The organism is Sphingobacterium sp. CZ-UAM (assembly GCF_002000245.1).
Taxonomy (GTDB): domain Bacteria; phylum Bacteroidota; class Bacteroidia; order Sphingobacteriales; family Sphingobacteriaceae; genus Sphingobacterium.
Genome location: NZ_MTCM01000001.1, coordinates 1,888,514 through 1,910,318 on the forward strand (window position 1 = coordinate 1,888,514; position 21,805 = coordinate 1,910,318).

At 42.7% G+C, this 21,805-nt stretch carries 17 protein-coding genes; 4 read left to right on the plus strand and 13 right to left on the minus strand.

Features of this window, described 5'->3' with window-relative positions:
* Positions 1-6: 6 nt before the first annotated feature.
* The 10 genes from BWD42_RS08060 to BWD42_RS08105 form a co-directional block, all read right to left on the minus strand.
* Positions 7-1,320 carry a Gfo/Idh/MocA family oxidoreductase gene (locus BWD42_RS08060; RefSeq protein ID WP_077434842.1) on the minus strand — a complete coding sequence of 438 codons (1,314 nt, stop codon included), beginning with the start codon at positions 1,318-1,320 and terminating at the stop codon, positions 7-9.
* A 28-nt stretch (positions 1,321-1,348) separates the two neighbouring features.
* Positions 1,349-2,317, minus strand: a complete 969-nt coding sequence (locus BWD42_RS08065; protein WP_077434844.1) for a formylglycine-generating enzyme family protein — start codon at positions 2,315-2,317, stop codon at positions 1,349-1,351.
* A gap of 237 nt (positions 2,318-2,554) precedes the next feature.
* Complete coding sequence (locus BWD42_RS08070) at positions 2,555-3,145, minus strand: hypothetical protein (protein WP_077434846.1); 591 nt, start codon at positions 3,143-3,145, stop codon at positions 2,555-2,557.
* A gap of 5 nt (positions 3,146-3,150) precedes the next feature.
* Positions 3,151-3,894: a hypothetical protein gene (locus BWD42_RS08075; RefSeq protein WP_077434848.1), complete on the minus strand. Its 744-nt coding sequence runs from the start codon at positions 3,892-3,894 to the stop codon at positions 3,151-3,153.
* A 290-nt stretch (positions 3,895-4,184) separates the two neighbouring features.
* Complete coding sequence (rpmA, locus tag BWD42_RS08080) at positions 4,185-4,448, minus strand: 50S ribosomal protein L27 (RefSeq protein WP_046672918.1); 264 nt, start codon at positions 4,446-4,448, stop codon at positions 4,185-4,187.
* Between the two features lie 43 nt (positions 4,449-4,491).
* Positions 4,492-4,803, minus strand: coding sequence for a 50S ribosomal protein L21 (gene rplU / locus BWD42_RS08085; protein WP_028068281.1), 312 nt, complete (start codon positions 4,801-4,803; stop codon positions 4,492-4,494).
* Positions 4,804-4,953: 150 nt separating this feature from the next.
* Positions 4,954-6,996: a M13 family metallopeptidase gene (locus BWD42_RS08090; RefSeq protein ID WP_077434850.1), complete on the minus strand. Its 2,043-nt coding sequence runs from the start codon at positions 6,994-6,996 to the stop codon at positions 4,954-4,956.
* 68 nt (positions 6,997-7,064) lie between these two features.
* Positions 7,065-8,573, minus strand: a complete 1,509-nt coding sequence (locus BWD42_RS08095; RefSeq protein ID WP_077434852.1) for a carbon-nitrogen hydrolase family protein — start codon at positions 8,571-8,573, stop codon at positions 7,065-7,067.
* A gap of 238 nt (positions 8,574-8,811) precedes the next feature.
* Positions 8,812-9,153 carry a DUF3467 domain-containing protein gene (locus tag BWD42_RS08100; RefSeq protein ID WP_077434854.1) on the minus strand — a complete coding sequence of 114 codons (342 nt, stop codon included), beginning with the start codon at positions 9,151-9,153 and terminating at the stop codon, positions 8,812-8,814.
* Between the two features lie 36 nt (positions 9,154-9,189).
* Positions 9,190-10,308, minus strand: coding sequence for a M42 family metallopeptidase (locus tag BWD42_RS08105; protein WP_077434855.1), 1,119 nt, complete (start codon positions 10,306-10,308; stop codon positions 9,190-9,192).
* A gap of 162 nt (positions 10,309-10,470) precedes the next feature.
* On the opposite strand from BWD42_RS08105, the gene lgt reads away from it, so the two are divergent.
* The 4 genes from lgt to BWD42_RS08125 all read left to right on the plus strand — a co-directional run bounded on the left by lgt (position 10,471) and on the right by BWD42_RS08125 (position 14,333).
* On the plus strand, positions 10,471-11,286 hold the full coding sequence (gene lgt, locus BWD42_RS08110; RefSeq protein WP_077434857.1) for a prolipoprotein diacylglyceryl transferase: 816 nt from the start codon (positions 10,471-10,473) through the stop codon (positions 11,284-11,286).
* Positions 11,287-11,752: 466 nt separating this feature from the next.
* Positions 11,753-12,943, plus strand: coding sequence for a tryptophan synthase subunit beta (trpB, locus tag BWD42_RS08115; RefSeq protein WP_217700031.1), 1,191 nt, complete (start codon positions 11,753-11,755; stop codon positions 12,941-12,943).
* 112 nt (positions 12,944-13,055) lie between these two features.
* Positions 13,056-13,598 (plus strand): murein L,D-transpeptidase family protein, encoded by a 543-nt coding sequence (locus BWD42_RS08120; RefSeq protein ID WP_077435899.1) that lies wholly within the window; start codon positions 13,056-13,058, stop codon positions 13,596-13,598.
* Positions 13,599-13,760: 162 nt separating this feature from the next.
* Positions 13,761-14,333 (plus strand): helix-turn-helix domain-containing protein, encoded by a 573-nt coding sequence (locus BWD42_RS08125; RefSeq protein WP_077434859.1) that lies wholly within the window; start codon positions 13,761-13,763, stop codon positions 14,331-14,333.
* A gap of 96 nt (positions 14,334-14,429) precedes the next feature.
* On the opposite strand, the gene BWD42_RS08130 is transcribed toward BWD42_RS08125, so the two are convergent.
* From BWD42_RS08130 to BWD42_RS08140, 3 genes are all read right to left on the minus strand, one after another.
* On the minus strand, positions 14,430-16,610 hold the full coding sequence (locus tag BWD42_RS08130; RefSeq protein WP_077434861.1) for a DUF4954 family protein: 2,181 nt from the start codon (positions 16,608-16,610) through the stop codon (positions 14,430-14,432).
* A gap of 8 nt (positions 16,611-16,618) precedes the next feature.
* Entirely contained in the window at positions 16,619-18,460 is a 1,842-nt protein-coding gene (gene glmS, locus BWD42_RS08135; RefSeq protein WP_077434863.1) for a glutamine--fructose-6-phosphate transaminase (isomerizing), read from the minus strand.
* A gap of 151 nt (positions 18,461-18,611) precedes the next feature.
* On the minus strand, positions 18,612-21,752 hold the full coding sequence (locus BWD42_RS08140; RefSeq protein ID WP_077434865.1) for an efflux RND transporter permease subunit: 3,141 nt from the start codon (positions 21,750-21,752) through the stop codon (positions 18,612-18,614).
* Positions 21,753-21,805 lie beyond the last annotated feature (53 nt).

Sequence of the window (21,805 nt, forward strand, 5' to 3'; positions counted from 1 at the left end):
CAGCTATTAAATATAAAGGCTTGTATTTTGACCCGGATTTGCTACCGCATAAAAACCTTCTGCATCAGGCAATAATTTCGGCTTAGCATCCCAAGCCAACACATCTGGTCCCAATTTGATGGTTGATTTTAATGCCTCATCCCATTTAATGACCTTACCGGTGTAACAAGCAATACGTCCGATAATACCCGTCAACGTACTGTAAGCGCCGTATTCGGCATTGTCAAACTTATACTCACCTTTGGAAAGCGCATCGAAAAATTCTTTATGCTCCTGTTGATACGGGTTAGGATTACCCTTCGCATCATGACGATAGATCTCTTTACCTTTCCAATCATATAATACAGCCTGGCCACCAGCTGAAAGGTACACTCGGCCCTTTGTCGCCTGAAACTGCTCATCAACACGATTTTGTATACCTTCAAAATGACGGCATTGACTATATACGACGCTGTTGTCCGCATAGGTCATTTCAAGTGCAAAATTATCATAGATTTCACCATATTCCTTACCGGTACGATGCGCCCGGCTTCCAGTCCCCTGGATCGAGACCGGATACGAACCTTTCACCCAGTTGGCAATATCGATATTGTGTACGTGCTGTTCTACGATATGGTCACCACATAACCAGTTGAAATAATACCAGTTACGCATCTGATATTCCATTTCTGTTTGCTCAGGTTTACGTGGGCGTACCCATACACCACCTGAATTCCAATACACCTGTCCTGAAGTCACATCACCAATTGCGCCATCGTGAATACGTTTGATCGCTTCGCGATAGTTGGTCTGATAGCGACGTTGCAACCCCACGACAACATTCAATTTCTTGCGTTTAGCTTCTGCCGCAGCGCGTATAACCTGTTGTACACCGGGAATATCAACAGCAACGGGTTTCTCCATAAAGACATGTTTTCCCTGACGGATTGCTTCTTCAAAATGGGTTGGTCTAAATCCTGGAGGCGTTGCCAAAATAACAACATCAGCCAATTTGATCGCCTCTTTATAGGCATCAAATCCAACAAATTTATGGTTATCGCTGACATCGATTTTATCTTGCCATTTTTCCTTAAGGGTATTATATGTACTATCTAAATTATCTTTAAATGCATCGGCCAAAGCGACTACCTTGATATTTGCACCCGAACTCAGGGCATCAAATGTAGCTCCGGTGCCTCTACCCCCACAGCCTACCAAAGCAACTTTGATGACATCGGAACCAGCAGCATAAGCTCCGGATAAAGGCAATGAGCTTAATAAGGCTCCACCTGCGACCACAGCAGAAGTTTTAATAAAATCTCTTCTTTCTAGATTTTCCATAATAGTTTTATATTGATTATTTTATTTCTTAAAAATCTTTAATTGGTTTTTTATCATAATAGGCCATAATTTCTTCATGGCTAGGAGGATTCAGCGGTCTGACCAAACGCATCCCAACAAATGGGGCTTCTGGAAACCACCAATTACTTTTTGGAACCTGCGGATCCAATTGCTTCCATACGGGGTCTGAGGCACCACGGGCGGCTGAACGGAGGTCATCTGCGGCATGGTCAAAGGCTCCACCGCGGACAACATGTGGGTACAAGGTCGTCGGAACAACCACCGGATTGGTCAAAACTTTATCTTTACCTTCGTTATAGCTATCGGCTTTGTATTGGTCATAGGTCCATTCTGCCACATTGCCATAAATATCATAAAGACCCCAAGGGTTCGGTTTCTTCTCTCCTACAGCATGCGTTTTCTGATCCGAATTATCTTTAAACCAAGCATATTCACCCAGCTGTCCTGCTTGATCGCCAAAGAAGTAAGCTGTCTTAGCGCCAGCACGGGCCGCATATTCCCATTCCGCCTCAGTTGGTAGACGGTAGAACACACCGGTACGCACATATAACCACTTACAAAATTGAATTGCATTATAGTGGGTCATGGCAAGTGCGGGATGCCCCTCTTTACCAAATCCAAATGTCATGTCCAGATAGGGCTTGGTGGGTCTGGTTACCGCGTCGATTTCCGGGGCAACCTTACCATCCTTGCTTTTCGCGATTTCATAATCTTTATACAGAAAAGGCTCAAACAAGTCCCAGGTCACTTCGTACTGTCCCATCCAGAACGGATCGAGCTTCACCTCATGTGCTGGCTTTTCATCTTCCTTTCCGCCAGTCACAGATCCCATTTTAAAGCTTCCACCAGGGATAGCTACCATTTTAAACGAAAGATTGGTCCCTTCAATGGTCTGCTCATAAGGGTCAAACTTCTTTTGAGCAATAGCATGTACCCCAGCAAACAACAAAACAGGAATTAAGAATCTTTTTAACATATTTAGGTTTCTATTTAAAGACTAAAATATAAAATAAGGTGTATACTTTACACTTTGACATTATAACTTTTTTATTACAGTTTAATTCTTAACAGTAGAATCGATTTATAATAACGGTTTAGCAAATTGACCTGCCACTCTTTACGCCGAGCACAGCTAATCAAAAAAATCCCCCAATAAAAAAGGTTTCCCATCGCTATGGAAAACCTCTTTATCTTTTTTGCTGATCCGTACTCCTTATAACAGGATTTTCCGGCTTACCGCTTTGTCTATGGTAATATATCCTGGATAAAATACCGATTGGCCCGCAATATTGATAGAAGGTTTAATTTTTAACGTAAAAATTCCCTTTTTATTCTCATCACTGGACATTAAAAAATCCTGCAGGTCCGAATTCACCAAAAGATCATAAATATTGGTCGCAATACGCACATTGGCCACAGTTGAAGCCCCAGGTTCAATTTGCAGGGATTGATTGACAATACCCTCAACAAGCTGCTGGCCACCATACAGGATGATGTATTGAAACTTATTGATCGATGCTTTCTTTAGCGTCGGATTATCTATTTTAAGACGGATTACAGCATCCAATGGAATATCTTTTCTTAAATAAGCCAGAGCCAGGCTTGGCGCTGCTCCCAGATCAATCTGGTTATTTTTGACCAGACGCTGCAACGATGTTCCTGCCAGGCGAATACTGTCCACGGATTCCACATCAAACTTGCATTTCGCCAGGTTCTCGATCTGTGCTTTTTGTCTGTTCACCCCACATCCGGAAATGAATAACCCCAAAAACACCAAACATCCAAATAAAATTTTCTTGCTCATAACCGCTATTTTCCTCCAAATTTATATAAAACTCCCAGTGTAAACAATGGGTAACCGGCTTTTAAATAGGTATTGCTTTTAAAGCCGAAAACCATGCCATTGGTATACTGCAATTTCCACCCCTTTCCGAGCCCCATTCGGGTATAAAACACGGGCTCGATCAGCATATTATCTTCTTTCTCCGCCGGAAGACCGTCAATCGCGAAGTTTTTCATGCGCATATTGCTCAGCCTGATAATGGTACCATAATCGATATCATGTCGGTTGCCGAACAATTTTAGGGCATCCTTCTTTTCCGATGAAAAGTTCACCTGCACGAAAACCTTGTCAAAATCCATATCCTGCGTCTCCACGATCGACTGCCCCATCGTCGATGATCTTTTATCAATTACCGTCGTCGTTCCCAATCCATAGCCCCCATAAACTTCAAATACGCGATTATTTTTCTTACCAAAGCGTGTAAAGTATCCTATCCCCGCTTCGCCCATTTTCTGCGCATAATCTTTGGTATTGGATCTATTATCCACATAGGATCCATTAGCAATAACGGCGACATGATCGCTCACTGCTACCCCTAAATTTGCGGACACATTTGCTTTTGTATTAATGTTTCCGGAAACATATACCTCGCCGGCTTCCGTAAACATCGGCGCAGAAGGTACATTGGGCATATAGATCGAACTACAGGAATATAAAGAACAGGCAAACAATCCAGCACACAGACCATATCCAAACTTGTTGTATTTCATAAATCGGTATTTATCTTAAAAACACATATCCCTTATAAAAATTGTACCAAAGCTTTTACATTTAACAGAAAATAACAATGTATCCTAGCAATACATCCCTGTTTTTTTTCACATTTAAGATTTCAGTCAGCCTTGGGCATCAGCAAATCACTCTGCTCCAGCCAGATGCAATGTTTCCAATCTTAGCAACAGCATTAAACTTGTTGAAAATAAAATTCGATAACAAAAAGCGATAGGTATAAAAAAAGGCATCAATTGCTTGATGCCTTCTTCAAATATTGTTGCAAACCTTATGCTTGTTCTGTAGGAACTACAGATACATAAGATTTATTGTTCGCTTTTTTACGGAAAACTACTTTACCGTCTACTAGAGCGAACAATGTGTGGTCTTTACCAATACCAACATTTGTGTCAGGATTGTGCTGTGTACCGCGTTGGCGTACGATGATGTTACCAGCGATTGCTTGTTGACCACCGAAGATTTTGATACCTAAACGCTTGCTATGTGACTCACGGCCGTTCTTAGAACTACCCGCACCTTTTTTGTGTGCCATTTCTTTATCTTAATTTAAGACTAATGTCTGATTAAAAATTCAATTATAACGTAATACCAGTGATCTGGATTTTAGAAAATTGTTGACGGTGACCGTTTTTCTTTTTGTAGCCTTTACGACGTTTTTTCTTGAAAACGATAACTTTATCGCCTTTTAAATGAGACAAAATTTTAGCCGAAACTTTTGCACCAGCAACGCTAGGTGTACCAATGGTAAATTTACCACCGTCTTCTGCTAACAATACATTGTCAAATTCAATACTAGCGCCTTCATCTCCTTGTAAACGGTGTACAAAAAGGAACTGGTCTTTTGCAACCTTAAATTGCTGTCCTGCTATATTTACTATTGCGTACATTGTTAATTAATTAAATGTGTTATTAAATGAAGGGCAAAAGTAATTAGTTTTTCTCATAATTCAAAGATAAATCTATCTTTTTCCCTTCAACTAATTTCAGCCGCTGCACCATCGCGCATTCGAAATAACAGAATAGCAAGCATTAAGCCCTTACCAAACTAAAATTCTCTTTTCCGGTGCGACATACATTTTAGCCGTAGGCTGTACATTAAATGCCTTATAAAATGCCTCCATATTATAGACAGGACCATTTACACGGAACTGCTCCGGACTATGGGGGTCAACCTTCAAACGTAAACGCATACGTTCGTCGCTGCTCTTCACCCGCCAGACCTGCGCAAAACTTAAAAAGAAACGTTGATCAGGCGTGAAACCGTCAATCTTTTCGCTCCCCTGTCCTTGTTTGGTCAATTTAAACGCATCGTAAGCGATGTTCAAACCGCCAATATCGGCCAGGTTCTCGCCTAAGGTCAGCTCTCCATTGACATGTTGATTATCCAATAAGGTGAAGCTGCCATACAATTTTGCGACCTGGTTGGCCCGTTCGGTAAACTGCTTGGCATCCACGGCTGTCCACCAGTCGTTTAAGTTACCATCTTTGTCATACTGCCTACCTTGGTCATCAAAACCATGAGTCATCTCATGACCTATGACAGCACCGATCGCGCCATAATTGATTGCATCGTCGGCATTGGCATCGAAAAATGGGAATTGCAGGATGCCCGCCGGAAATACAATCTCATTGTATGGAGGATTATAATAAGCGTTTACAGTTGGTGTTGTCATCAACCATTCCTTCTTGTCGACAGGCTTGCTTATCTTAGCGACCATCTCCTTATAGGCATGCTTAGCCGAAGATTGCAGATTGGCGTAATACGTATCTTTTGCGATTTCTACATCGCTATAATCTTTCCATTTTTCGGGATAACCAATTTTCTTGACAAAAGCTTCTAATTTCTCGATCGCCTTTTTCTTGGTCTCCGGTGTCATCCAATCCAATTTTTCAATTCTTGACTTGTACACCTTTTGTAGATTATCGACGAGTTCCATCATGCGTTGCTTTGCTTCGGGTTTAAAGTAGTCTTCCACATAAAGTTTCCCCACAATCTCACCCAGGTTTTCATCTGCTGAGCTCACCATTAATTTCCAACGCTCTTTTTGTTGCTTCTGCCCATTCAGTGTCTTACCGAATAATTCAAACTTAGCATCTCGAAATTCCTTGCTTAACGCCGTTGCCGAAGCATTCGCCAAATCTGCTTTTAACTTTGTTTTCCAAACATCTACAGGCTGCGATTTCAATAAATTGTTTAAGGCGAGGTAGAACTTAGGTTGCTGTACCAAAATCGTATCAGTCTTCACCTCCAATCGCCCAAGAATATCTTTCCAGTTCAAATTAGGCGTTTGTTTCTGAAAATCCTGAACGGCAAATTTATTGTAGTTTTTGATCGGGTCCCGCAGCTCCACAGGCGTCAAATGAGATTTCGCGATTTCCGTTTCCAGTTTGAGTACCTCCTCCGCAGATTTCTGTGCAGTTGCCCCCTCACCGATCAACCCGAACAATTTAACCAAATAAGCTACGTAAGCTTCCCTAATCTTTTTGGCCTTATCGTCCTGATCCAGGTAATAGCTAGCCTCAGGTAGGTTCAGGCCACCCTGAAAAAACTGAAGCGCATTTTTATTGCTGATCCGATCATCGGCAGCTACATAAAAACTAAAAAGGTCACCATCCCCTTCTTTGAATCCATCAGCCGCGTAGGCGATCAATTCATCGACATTTTTTAATGCATTGATTTTTTGAATAGTCCTTTCTATCGGCTTGGCTCCAAGTTTGTCGATGGTAACGGTATCCATACCGCTCGCGTAAAAATCACCTGCTTTCTGCTGGTCCGATCCCTTCTTACTGTTGGATTGGGCCGCATTTTCCAATACCGTTTTTAATTTCTGCAGGTTTTCATCTGCTAGAATATAGAATGAACCCCAACCGGTTTCAGAGGCAGGGATCTGCGTATTTTTCATCCATGCACCATTCGCATATTGGAAGAAATTGTCGCCAGGATTGACCGTGGTATCCATGCCAGAAACATCAAAAAAATTGGTTCTGACTTCCTGTGGACTCTCCTTACTTTTATTGGACTGACATGACAGCATCATTAAGACGATCGAGAGCGTCCCCCATTTGACTTTGTGTATCATACTTTATTAGATTAAAGAATATAACTAAAGCTAAGCATATTTTGAAGCGCTTCAAAAATACAGCGCAATTATTTCAAAAGTTTTACCTCATATAAGTCTTTACGTCGGTCTTTTTTGACTTTTACCGTACCATATTCATGCAGATCGCGCAGGGCATAAAGGTCCACATCGGCAATCAGCACCATCTCTGCATTGGGTGTGGCCTCGGCCTTGATGGCATTATTCGGAAACGCAAAATCCGATGGCGTAAAGACCGCGGATTGCGAGTATTGAATATCCATATTGTTAACACGGGGCAGATTCCCCACCGAGCCAGCTATAGCCACATAACATTCGTTTTCGATCGCACGGGCCTGCGCGCAGGTCCTGACACGGATATAGCCATTCTGTGTATCAGTCATAAAAGGCACGAATAGGATCTGCATCCCCTGATCAGCCAGAATACGGCTCAGTTCAGGAAACTCTACATCATAGCAGATCAGCAGACCGACTTTCCCGCAGTCCGTATCGAATACCTTCACCTCACTTCCCCCTACCATACCGTAATATTTAAATTCATTCGGTGTGATGTGAATCTTTTTGAATTCATCCAGTTTACCATTGCGATGACAGAGGTAAGAAACATTATAAAGTTTTTTGTTTTCCATCAGCGGCATGGAACCGGCAATGATATTGACGTTATAGGACACCGCAAATTGCTGAATGCGGTCAATAATATCCGAGGTATGCTGCGCCAGCCTTTCCATCGCCAATCGCTCAGGAAGGTCATTATAAGGACTCATTAATGGGGTATTGAAAAACTCCGGAAACATGATAAAGTCTGTCCCATAATCACTCACGGTATCCACAAAAAATTCGACCTGATCATAGAAAGCTTCAATATTGTCGAATAAGCGCATCTGCCACTGCACCAACCCCAAACGAATGGTCTGCTTGGTCGTCGAAATCGAGCGGGTCTCCGATTCGTAATAAATGTTATTCCATTCGAGCAATGTGGCAAACTCCATCGACTCAGCATCCTCCGGCAGATAATGTTTTAAGATCTTTTTGACATGAAAATCATTGGAGAGCTGAAAGGTCAGGGTCGGATCATAAATCTCCTTGCGTTTTACTTTCTCAATGTAAACCCTTGGACTCATTTTGTCCGCGTAATTATGGTAATTGGGAATCCGGCCGCCAGCAACGATGCATTTTAAGTTCATCTGTTCACAGAGCTCTTTTCGTGCATCGTATAGACGTCTTCCCAAGCGCAAAGCCCGATGCTCGGGATGGACGAACACTTCGATGCCATACAAGGTGTCACCGTCATCACTGTGTTTGCTGAACTTCCCGTCGTCAATAATATCGTAATAGCTATCGTAGATATTATTTTTTTTGGAATTGAGGATAATGGACAGCGCACAGGCAACCACATGTCCATCGATCTCCACGCACAATTGTCCTTCGGGAAATATATCGATCAGGTCCTGAATATTTTCCTTCGACCAGGTATCCCCCACACCATCATACGCTTGTTCCATTGATTTTTTCAAATCAACATAATCCTTCTTTGTCAAGTTGCGCACTTGAATATCCATATAAATCTCCTTTTGATATAAGTTTTCCTAAAAATAGCAAAAGTCGGGCCCAAGCGCAAATATCCTAGTGGCCCCTTAGCCACAAATGGAGACAAAACCTTCATGCTCTTATAAGCACCAACAGCTAGGAAAATCGATTGAGGGCTCTTTCTGACCAATAGAAATCAGACACTTTCAGAAACAAAAAGGCGCCAATAAAACAATTGGCGCCTTTATTATCGATAGATTATGCTATTGACTATGCTTGACCTTGAGGAGTTCCGAAAGGAAATGCCACTGTTGGATCACCACCTTGTTGCGGTTGTTCAGCAACACCCGTATCCATTTTAATCGGACCGTTTAATGCTTCGAAACGATTCACGTTATCAACCAATGCACCTAACAGGCGTTTTGCGTGCTCTGGAGTCAAAACGATTCTTGATTTCACTTTTGCTTTTGGCACTCCTGGCATCACACGGATAAAGTCAACCACAAATTCTGTATTAGAGTGAGTGATAATCGCAAGATTTGAGTAGATTCCTTCTGCTACTTCTTCTGTCAACTCGATGCTCAATTCGTTTTGATTTTGGTTATTTTCCATAATAATTCTAAATGTAAGTTAATATAATCCTAAATTTTATTTTGTAAATGTTCTAAAGTCCTGGCCATCCTCGATATGCAGCAATGTCTGATAGATCAAACGGATCACATTGTCAACATCCTCTTTGTGCACCATCTCAACCGTTGTATGCATATAACGCAACGGCAAAGAAATCAATGCTGAAGGTACCCCACCATTGCTGTACGCAAAAGCGTCGGTATCAGTCCCTGTATAACGTGAGCAGGCCTGACGTTGAAATGGAATATTGTTGTCCTCAGCAACCTTAACCAACAGTTTATTCAAGTTGACCTGAACCGCTGGGGCATAAGATAATACCGGTCCTTTACCCGAGAATAAATCCCCTTGCGTGATCTTGTTGATCATTGGCGTCTGGGTGTCATGCGTCACATCTGTAACGATGGCAACATTCGGCTTTATACGGTCTGCAATCATTTCAGCACCACGCAAACCAATCTCTTCCTGCACCGAATTTACGATATATAATCCAAATGGCAATTTCTTTTTATTCTCTTTTAGCAAGCGCGCGACCTCGGCAATCATAAAGCCGCCGGCCCGGTTGTCCAAGGCACGTCCGATATAATAACGGTCGTTCAGGATCGAAAATGTATCTTCATAGGTAATCACACAGCCGACGTGTACACCCAAAGCTTCCACCTCCTCTTTGGAGCTGCAGCCACAGTCCAAAAAGATATTTTTCAAGGACGGATTTTCCTCTTTCTCACCCGAGCGTGTATGAATCGCAGGCCAGCCAAATACCGCCTTCACAATACCTTTTTCGGTATGAATGTTCACACGCTTGGACGGTGCAATCTGATGATCTGAACCACCGTTACGCACCACGTAGATCAGTCCGTCCTTCGTAATGTAATTGACAAACCAGGAAATTTCATCCGCATGCGCTTCAATCACGACCTTATAGGCCGCTTTTGGATTGATAACACCAACGGCTGTACCGTAATTATCTACGAAAGTTTCATCCACATAAGGCTTCAGATAATCCAGCCATAAACGTTGGCCCTCCCATTCAAAACCTGTGGGCGATGCATTATTTATATATTTTTCAAAAAATGAAAGCGAATCTTTTGTCACGACCGCAGTCGTTTTCTGTTCTTTTTTCTTATTCTTTTCTGCCATCTTTTCCTTTTCTATTTACTTTCGTCAAAATATGAAAATTTCAATGAAATGCAAAAGTAAAAATGTTTTTTAGAATATTCCTTTTACATTTCACTTTGATTTTATTGAAAAATAAGATTAAACCTTATCTTTACCCTAGTAATTTAAACTGACATAAAATATATGAATTCAATATTAAGTGCTATACATTGGAATATAGATCCCGTGATGTTCAACCTTGGTGCATTTGCCCTGCGTTACTATGCCCTGTGTTGGCTTCTCGCTTTTTTTGTTTCCTATGTTATTATGCTGCGCATTTTCAAAAAAGAAGGCCGCACGCAGGAACAATTGGACCAACTTTCCATTTATATCTTCCTCGGCACACTGATCGGTGCACGACTTGGTCATTGCCTATTCTACGACTTTGATTATTACAAAGACCATATTCTGGAAATTTTCCTTCCTTTCAAATGGGATCAAAACGGGTTCCAAGTCACGGGTTTCGCCGGATTAGCTTCCCATGGTGGGGCTATCGGTATCCTCACTGCGCTTTACCTCTTCTGTCGCAAAACAAAAACAGACTTTTTATGGTTAGCAGATCGATTGGTAGTGGTTGTTCCCATTGCCGGTGCCCTGATCCGTATCGGAAATTTTTTCAATTCAGAGATGGTCGGTACGCCAACAGATTTACCCTGGGCAATTATTTTTGAACGTCATGACAACATTCCCCGCCACCCGGGCCAACTTTATGAAGCCATTGCCTACATCATCATCTTTATTATTATCGGCTCCTTATTCAAGTCAAATCCTAATCGCCAAAAGGGTTGGTTATTTGGCGTTTTCATGGTCTTATTATTTGGGGCACGGATGGTATTGGAACATTTTAAACTTGACCAGGAAGATTTTGAACAAAACATGATCCTCAATATGGGACAACTATTGAGTATACCCTTTATTCTGGTCGGTCTTTATTTTATTTTCCGAAAGCCAAAAGCGTAAAACAGCCTGCGATCAGCAATCGTTTACAAAATATAGATTTAACAAGGCATCTTTTCTGAGAAAGATGCCTTTTTTTATATCCTGTCCAAAGTCCTGCAAGCGCTATCCGGGTTTTGGTTTCTGTTCGCCCGTGCTAGCTATCTGCCCCGATACAGATACCTAGCCGAGACGGCATGAATCCACCATGAATCCATGCTGAGTCCGTGGTGAGTCCGAGTCTAACACGGGGTCAACACGGATCCATTATCGTAGCATAGTGGATACACCTGCTTGTAGAGTCGAATAAGGCCCGAATCAGCTTCGAACAGGGAGCGCACAGCTGTCGAATACCGCCCATAACACGGACTCCATATCTAATTTTTAAAACTAAATTATCTTGTCTTTGCCACCAAAGATTCCAAAGATTGCTATATTTAGGCTTCTTTTATGATCAAATATTTTTACAACAAGAAAACTTAAGCCTAAAATGAGTCTAGAAAAGTGCGCATCTGTTGAAGCGAACGAAAACATGCTTCAATACAATGGTAAATATGGTGAGTACGGTGGGTCCTTTATCCCACCTGTTTTGGAGAGCCAGTTAAACAAGTTAGCTGAATTTTTCGACAGCCATGTACAGAAAGAAGAATTCCAAAAAGAATTTATCGCCATCCTCAAACATTATGTCGGACGGCCATCGCCTTTGTATTTTGCCAAAAACCTGAGTGACTATGTTGGTTCGAGGATCTACTTAAAACGGGAGGACCTCAACCACACGGGTTCACATAAGATAAACAATTGTATCGGTCAGATCTTATTAGCCAAACAAATGGGCGCTACGGAGATCATTGCTGAAACCGGTGCAGGACAACATGGTGTCGCTACGGCTACAGCTGCGGCATTGTTAAATATCCCATGCAAAGTATTTATGGGCGAGATTGATGCCGCCCGTCAGGCGCTGAATGTCAAACGGATGGAATTATTGGGTGCTCAGGTTGTCACCACAAACCTCGGAAGCCGTACACTCAAAGACGCTGTTGATGCAGCTTTGATGTACTATGTCGAAAATCCTTCTTCCTATTACCTGTTGGGCTCACATGTCGGGCCCCATCCCTACCCTAAAATGGTCGGATATTTTCAGAGCGTTATCGGGAAAGAAGCCCGGCAACAGATCCTTGAACAGGAAGGACGTCTTCCGGACAGCATTTTTGCCTGTGTAGGCGGCGGTTCGAATGCCATCGGTTTATTTTCGGGTTTTCTGGAGGACCAAGAAGTGGAAATCAATGGTGGCGAAGGTGGTGGTTCGGGAACCTATCCTAAAACAGCCGCAACCTTATCATTTGGCAAGCCCACTGTATTCCAAGGCACCTATTCCTATTGTTTAGTCGATGACGAAGGTAATCCAATTCCTTCCACCTCAGTGTCCGCAGGGCTGGATTATCCCGGCATATCACCCCAGCATGCTGCTTTAAAGGACAGCAATAGGGCTAATTACTATCCGGTAACAGATGATGAAGCAATTGCTGCCTATAAACTGCTTTCCAGATTAGAAGGAATTATCCCGGCAATCGAATCCTCGCATGCAGTTGCTCTGGCGGTCAAATTACTGAAAGACAAAAACAAACTCGCCATCGTCAACCTATCTGGACGTGGTGACAAGGATGTAGATCGTGAATTTTAACTGCTCCCATCACAGCTTGTCTTACAAATTCCCCTATCGGGATTTTGTAAGACAAGCTGAATTGCATCGGGCATGCCCAACACCTAACGACAATTCGCAAACAACAGAAGCCATGAAGCAAAGTAAACCTCACCGCAGTTGGTTAAAAATTGGAATCGCCGTACTGCTCCTGTCCATGATAGTGCTAACGGCCTATAACCTTTATCCCGAATCGCGCCTACCCCAAAATACGGTGGTCGACAAACTTGTGGTTTACAAATCCAAGCGTAGCCTATTGGCTTATGCAGATGGCAGATTGCTCAAATCTTACCGTATTTCACTCGGTGGACAGCCCATAGGTGCAAAAGAAATCGAAGGCGATCTAAAGACCCCGGAAGGATTGTATGTGATCAACGATAAGAATCCACATAGTGACTATCATAAAAATTTAGGGGTCTCCTATCCCAATGAAAAGGATATTGCTCATGCCAAAACCCTGGGTAAAGCTGCTGGTGGTGATATTAAAATCCATGGTCTGCTCAATGGAATGGGGTTTATCGGTAAACTACAACGCTATGTAGACTGGACTCTCGGTTGCATGGCCTTGACCGATACGGAAATTGACGAACTCTATCAGGCTGTTCCTATAGGTACAGCCATTGAAATTCATCCATAGTATTCCGGCAGGCTCACACGCAGATGCTGAACTGCTGTAATCCTAGTCTTCTGTTTAACTTTCCCAAAACTCTACAACATATGCCCCAAATCTTACAACAGAATGTCTGATTAATTTGCGATTTTTGGGTTTAGATTTGTAACTTGTATTAAAAAAAACCGAATGAAACTCGCAATAAAGAATATGGTATGCAATAGGTGCATCATGGTTGTCGAAAACGAATTGGCCAAGCTTAATCTCCATGTTAAACATATTTCTTTAGGACAGGTCGAAATTGAAGAAACGTTGAATAAAGAACAATCTGCACAATTGGCCGCGAACTTCTCTGCCCTTGGCTTTGAATTGATCGACGACAAGCGAACAGTGCTGATTGAACAGGTCAAACATCTGGTACTGGATCTCATCCGTAATCAACATAATAACACCAATCTCAATTTATCAGAGATCATCAGCAATGAGATTTATCACGATTACAACTATATTTCGAATCTATTTTCGGATGTGGAAGGCATGACCATTGAGAAATATTTCATCAGTCAAAAGATCGAATATGTCAAGGAATTATTGGTGTACGACGAACTGACTTTAAGTGAGATAGCTTATCAGCTGAATTACTCCAGTGTCGCTTATTTGAGCAACCAATTTAAAAAAGTAACCGGACTGACACCAAGTCATTTCAAGCATATCAAGGAGAATAAACGGAAACCCTTGGATAAGATTCAAGATGCCGGATAACCCTTGTCCTTGTCGCCAACCTGCGCCGGGTATATCAGATCATTATCCTATCCCCACAAGAAAAAAAGAAAAGGCTTCCGAGCGGAAGCCTTTCTTTTAAAATTGCCCTTTCAAATTAGCAACCCTTATTTTAAATAACTCTAATTCGTTTTGTTGTTGATTGATAAAGGCGTTTTCGGCTAATTTCCCGACGACGATATCACGTTCTTCCTCATTGGCATATACCATATTCTTGAACGGATTTTTATAATCTTTCGCACGGGATTTATAGATCTGCTCGCCTATCCAGATTCGGTGCCCCAAAGCCTGATCCAACAAAGATACAATTTTATCTTTGGATATTTCCATCCCTTCCAAATGCAGAATTTCAATCAGCGACAGCAAGGCATGTTTTCGCTTATCCAATGGGTAGCCTTTGCTGCGCTCGTGATAAAATTCATGAATATCGTCCCAGGAATCAATCTCTTTTGATTTAATATCATCCAGGAAAACCTGCAAAGCAGTGCTTTCGATAAGCTGTCCACCGATATTTTCCCAGTTGGTCCGCTGCGCAGTGGCGAGGCTCGCAAAGATTTCATCCAGCGATTGACCTTCCTCAAGCGCTTCCATCAGGTGCAAAACACCATAATACTTGATAAATGAACGATAGAGATGATAGGCTTCGCCTACTTTCTGAATCACCGTAGGTCTGCGCGAATTCTCAGCTCCGGATAAAACAATAGTCTTATCTTTTAGATCAATATTGTTGGCAAGTAAAGCACGTCCTGCTACAATACGCTCCGCCCGTGTTTTGTTTTCTTCGGGCTGGAGGCTTTCCGATACGGCAAAAGCAAGTGTTTCCATTCCGGCGAACATCTCATTGACGGTATCCGGAGCCAACATATCGTACTCAAAATATTGGTTTTTAAAATGCCTATTGTCCCGGGCCTCGTACTTATTGGCATTGCGCACCAGGGCGTACATATTATACATAAACCAATAGCCTGGGATAAGTACGAGCCGATCATGCTGCACGTCATTGCTGACCAATGTAAAAGGCAATTGGATATCCAGCTCATGTAGAAAGTCCCCCTTGACAATTAGACAATAGGAGGCAAATCTCGAGTTATGTTTCAGACTTACACATAGTCCCGGCCAGAAGCCACGCCCAGCGATAATCTCGCCATCCGCTGCCCTGGAATTGTGGTTTGATCCTACAGTAGCCCCAGCGGCCATATTACTTTGTCCCATGACCAATGCGGCACAGAGGAAAGAATTATTATGGTGTTGTTCGTGTGCCGGAAAGATCAGCGAGTTAAGCACTTCGCAACAGGATATTGTCGAATTATCGCCGAGATAGGAATTGATCAGCCGGGCGCCATATTTCAGTTGCGAGTAAGAAGCCAAAATAAAACGTACCGCTTTTACACCATAGAATATACGGCAACCGTAACCAATGATACCATTGACCAATTCACAGCCTTCACCGATCTGCGTATAGGATTCCTGTGATGAATTCACCGTCACATTCTTCAGCTTATTCACTCCTTTGATATAGGCATCTGTACCGATCTTCACATTCTTGATCGTAAAGGTATTTTTGATGACACAGCGATCACCGATCTGGCTATAATAGCCACGTTGCGTACCAAACTTCTGGTCTGTAAGTTCTTCAAAACGATGTTGCAGTTCCCGATCATGGCGATTTCGTGTCCACAGGTAGACGTCGGCAGCCTGCATCCCATCGAAAGGATAGACCGAACGTGCACCATTTTCATTACAGAGCTCCAGTTGGATGCGTTTACCCGATTCCTCGCCATCGCGCAGGATTCCATTTCCAAATTTGGCCGTGCTTCCGGTCTCCATCTCCTTGATCTGACTCAGCAGCACTTCGTTGCCCACAATAAAATAGGATAAATAACCGATATGATGTACAGCGACATCATCGCCAAAATCCGAACTGATAATGGTCGAATGATACAGGCCGATCGGAAGTTTTAAATTCCGGTACTCCAAATAGCTGGGACTGAGATTTCCGATCCGAACCAGGCCATAGAATTTACAGTGTTGAATCTGCTTGGGATCAAAGATTGCAGAAACTTTTACTCTGGACCAGTCGCTCGACCAATTTCCGTTGGCGATGAGCTGCTGAATCTCATCTGCTGTAAGGTCACGGTAGTCATTACGTGGATTTTGCTGAAAACGCAGGGTATACTCATCCTGCCCTTCCTGGAGAAACTCATTTGGGATAAAATCATATCCCAAATGCTCCAAAGGTATTTTCTTTAATACACTCATGCGCCTCCTTATTCTACGGTAACAGACTTGGCGAGGTTACGAGGTTTGTCAACGTCTAAGCCCAACTCCACACCGATATAATAAGACAACAACTGCAGTGGAACCACGGAGATCAATGGTGCAATAATCTCATCCGCTTCCGGGATTTCCATATAATCATCCGATAAGCCTTCGGATACAGCGTCACCTCTGGTCACAACAGAGATAATTTTTCCTTTCCTGGCTTTTATTTCCTGGATATTGGAAACAATTTTTTCATGATAAGCATCTTTCGTAGCCACGAAAACAACTGGTAGGTTTTCATCAACCAAAGCAATAGGTCCATGTTTCATTTCCGCTGCCGGATAGCCCTCAGCATGGATATATGAAATTTCTTTAAGCTTTAATGCGCCCTCTAGCGCTACAGGGAAGTTATAGCCTCTACCTAGGAATAAGAAATCCCGGGCATCTTTATATTTTTTTGCAATTTGCTGAATCTTTTCGATCTGTGTATCCAGTATCCATTCCACCTTCTCTGGTACTGCATGCAATTCTGCCGATAATTCCAGAAAACGTTCGTGGGAAATTGTTCCTTTTAATGCTGCGATTTTTAGCGCGATCAGGTTTAAAACAGTGAGTTGTGCTGTAAATGCCTTGGTACTCGCTACCCCGATTTCGGGACCGGCATGCGTATAAGCTCCTGCATCCGAAAGGCGGGCAATTGAGGATCCCACAACATTGACAACGCCAAGAATAATTGCGCCCTGCTTTTTCGCATTTTCCAGCGCTACCAAGGTATCCGCGGTCTCACCACTTTGCGAAATGGCCAAAATGACGTCCCCAGGATGGATAACCGGATTGCGGTAACGGAATTCCGATGCATATTCCACTTCAACGTTAATGCGGCATAATTCTTCAATGATATATTCGGCAATCAAACCCGCATGCCAGCTTGTACCACAGGCAACAATAACAATGCGATTGGTGCTACTGATTTCTTCTGCGTATTTCTCAATGCCGCTCAGAATAATCTGCTTGGCCTGCAGATCCAGACGACCCCGCATTGAATCGTAAATGGTATGAGGTTGTTCAAAGATCTCCTTTAACATAAAGTGATCATAACCACCTTTTTCAATAGCAGACAATTCCAGATCTAATTTTTGGATATAGGGTGTAATCCGTTCATTACCCAAGTTTTTGAGAATAAGTTCCTCCGGTGTGATAATTGCCAGTTCGTAATCATTAATGTACACAACTTCTTTGGTGTAGGCTAACATCGGCGAAGCATCCGAGCCCAAGAAATGTTCATTTTTACCTATTCCGATAACAAGGGGGCTTCCCTTTCTAGCCGCAATAATCCGATCTGCATGACCAGCTTCCAATACCAGGATCACATAGGCACCTACCACCCTTTTTAAGGCAATACGGATCGCCTCTTCCAGGGAGCATTCATTTTGCAATTGAATTTCTTCGATAAAGTTGACAAGTACTTCGGTATCTGTATCACTTTTAAAATGATAACCTTTGCTGATCAATTCTGATTTTAGGGATGCATAGTTTTCAATGATACCATTATGAATCATTGCAATGCGTCCACTGTTGGAATAATGCGGATGGGCATTGCGGTCAGAAGGTTCACCATGGGTAGCCCATCGTGTATGACCTATTCCTGTTGTTGATTGGAGATCCTGACCGTAAACGAATTCTTCCAGATTCGCTACTTTTCCGGTCTTTTTGTAAACATCGACCTGTTCACCTTTATGCAGTGCCACTCCAGCACTGTCATATCCACGGTATTCTAATTTTTTCAATCCATCAATGACGATACCATACGCCTGACGGTAACCTGTGTATCCTACAATTCCACACATGCTTGTCTCAATTTTAAGTATTTATATATTTTGTTAATGCGGCCGCAATGTAATAAAAAATATTTACGCAATCGATTGATTAACCTAAAATTAACACAAAAAAAAGGAGGCCAATGATTTAGCCTCCTTTCTTTTGTAAAATTATTTAGATTTAATGCTCTGCGACATCCACATGATCATAGTCTTCGACCATCAATGCTTCATAGTCAGTCTTCTTCTTCCTTCCGAAACGGTCGAAAATCGAATACACGACCGGAACGACAACCAGGGTCAGGAATAAGGATGACAAGAGACCACCGATGATAACGATTGCCAGACCTCTGTTCATATCGGCTCCATCACCTGTGGCAATGGCAATCGGAATCATACCGAATACCATGGCAATTGTCGTCATCAGGATCGGACGAAGACGGGCATGGTTAGCCGCCACCAATGCGTCGTGCGTGTTATCCCCCGCTTCTTTCCGGTGGTTCGCAAAATCGACCAGCATGATCGCATTTTTGGCCACCAGACCAATCAACATGATAATACCCAAAATCGTAAAGATATTCAGCGTTTGATTACCCAGTGCAAGGAACAACAAGGCACCGATAAAGGACAATGGAATAGAGAACAATACCACAAAAGGTGTAATAAAGCTGTCATATAGCGCCACCATAACCAAGTATACCAAGATAATGGAAGCCAATAAAGCGATTCCCAATGTACCGAAACCCTCGGTCTGGTTTTCCATATTACCACCCCAGATAAAGACGATTCCCGGTTTGCGTGGTAGCTTCTCAAATTGAGCCTGCCATTCCTGTGCTACGGTACCCATTGGCCTACCGATGGCCTGACCTTGGATAGATACAGCCGGTGATTTATCGCGACGTTCCAATAAAGTCGGACCCGAACCATAAGAAACTGTTGCAAACTGTTCCAAAGAAATTGAAGCCCCTTTGTTATTGATAAATTTCAGATCGCGAACATTGTCGATGCTGGCGCGACCGCTTTCCGTATAGCGGATATTGATATCGTATTCATTATCACCCGCTCTATACTTATTGTCTGTATTTCCCGAAAATGCAGTCTGCATCGTCATACCGACCGTGGATACGTTCAATCCCAAAGACGTCATTTTATCGCGGTCAATTTTCACATTGATCTCAGGGTTACCTGCTTCGGAGGTTAACTTCACTCCCGCTGCTCCTGGGATCTTACGCAATTGCGCCGCTGCTTTCTCCGCAAATTCCTGCGCATCTTCAACCGAAGAACCGATGATGGTCAATTTCAACGGTGCCTGCTCAGCACCCATGATCCCTACATTCACGGTTTTAATCTTCGCTCCGATCAGCTTGTTTTCGAGTTCACGTTTCAAAGTCGCAGAATACACCTGTGAATTGCCTTCGAAATTTTCCTTATCCAGGATGACGTGAATCTCGGATTTATAGCGTGAACCTGTTGTCGAAGCCATACCATCTGAAGACTGTCCTACAGTAGTAATGATTTCTTTGACATCGGGTTTAGATTTGATATAAGCTTCAGCTTTTTGGGTCAGCAAGTTCGTCTTTTCCAGAGAAGCATCTTTGTCCAATTCCAGCTGGATGAAAAACTCCTTACGGTCTATCCCTGGGAAGAAATCCGAACCGATATAGCCTTTGACCACAAGCATAAAAGAAGCAACCAATAAACCTACAGCAAGTCCCAGTGTTGCCAATTTATTCATCCGGCTTTTTAATGCCCAGACCAACAAGCCAGATACCCAATGGGTAAAAGCTGTCAGTCCACTTTCAAAACCGTGGATAATACGTCCAAAGAAGGAAGTTTTGCTCAGATGCTCCAGTTTTCCGAAACGGGAATATAACCATGGAACAACCGTAAAGGATACCAATAGGGACAACAAGGTGGAGATAATTACCGTCACACAGAATTGTGCCAGGATATTTGCCACCAAACCCGTAGACATCGCAATCGGTAAAAACACCACCACGATAACCAAGGTAATCGCTGTTACGGTAAAACCGATCTCCGAGGCTCCATCGAATGCTGCACGCACCTTATTTTTTCCCATCTCCATGTGGCGGTGGATATTCTCAATAACAACGATCGCATCATCCACCAGGATACCTACGACCAGGGACAGTCCCAATAAAGACATCAGGTTTAAGGTATAACCCATTAACAGCAATCCAATAAATGTCGCAATCAGGGATAATGGAATGGCTACCATCGTAATCGCGGCATTACGCAAACTCTGCAAGAAGAATAGCATGATAAAACCTACCAACGCAATCGCAATCATCAAGTCATGGATAACGTTATTTGCGGCATTTAATGTAAAGTCAGAAGAGTCATTTGCAACAAGAATCTTGATTTTGTTACCTGCATAATCTTTCTCAACTTGCTCTATCGTCTTTTTTACACCTTCTGATACGGCTACCGCATTGGCATCGGACTGCTTAAAGACCTGCAATAAGATCGTGTTTTGACGGTCAAGACGAGCGACCTTCTCAATTTCCTTGATACCATCCTGCACATCAGCGATGTCACGTAAATAAATTTGTACCCCTGATGGCGTTGTAATTGGCAGATTACGTAATTCTTCAATCGAGGTTACTTTACCCGCCAAACGGATTGTTGTTCTGTTGTCACGGGTACTGACGTTACCTGTAGGAAAATCAAGATTTGAAGAGGCAACAGTCTGTTGTACCTGAGCGATTGTTAAGCCATAGCCCTCAATTTTCTTCGGGTCTACAGAAATCTGAATTTCACGCTCCTCACCACCGACCATATCTACTTTGGCCACACCATTGATCCGGGCAAAGACAGGTTGAATTTTATTGTCCAAGAGGTCATACAGTTCTTTCTCAGATAAATTCGATGTTACGGCTAAACTCATAATGGCCACATCATCCAACGAAAATTTGGATAAGGACGGTGTTTTCACATCATCGGGCAAATCATTGACAACCGCATTGATCTTCCGTTGCGCATCGGTCAGCAGGAAGTTGACATCGGCCCCGTTATTTAAGGTAATCATGACAATGGATACCCCTTCGAGGGAAGTCGATTCTACTTTCTTAATACTCTCTAGCGAGGAAATTGCATCCTCAATTTTTTTGGTAACAGAGCTTTCCACCTCAGCAGGCGATGCGCCCGGATAGACTGTCTGCACCGTGATTACGTTAATCTCAAATTTAGGGACTAACTCGTACCCCAACTGAGTATAGGAAAACAACCCACCTAATGTCAGTATTATAAATAATACGATAATTATACTGGGACGTTTTATCGATATTTCGGTAATTTTCATTAGAATTATTTGTTTTTAATGGTAATGAAACCACAACTTCATTTGCTACTGGT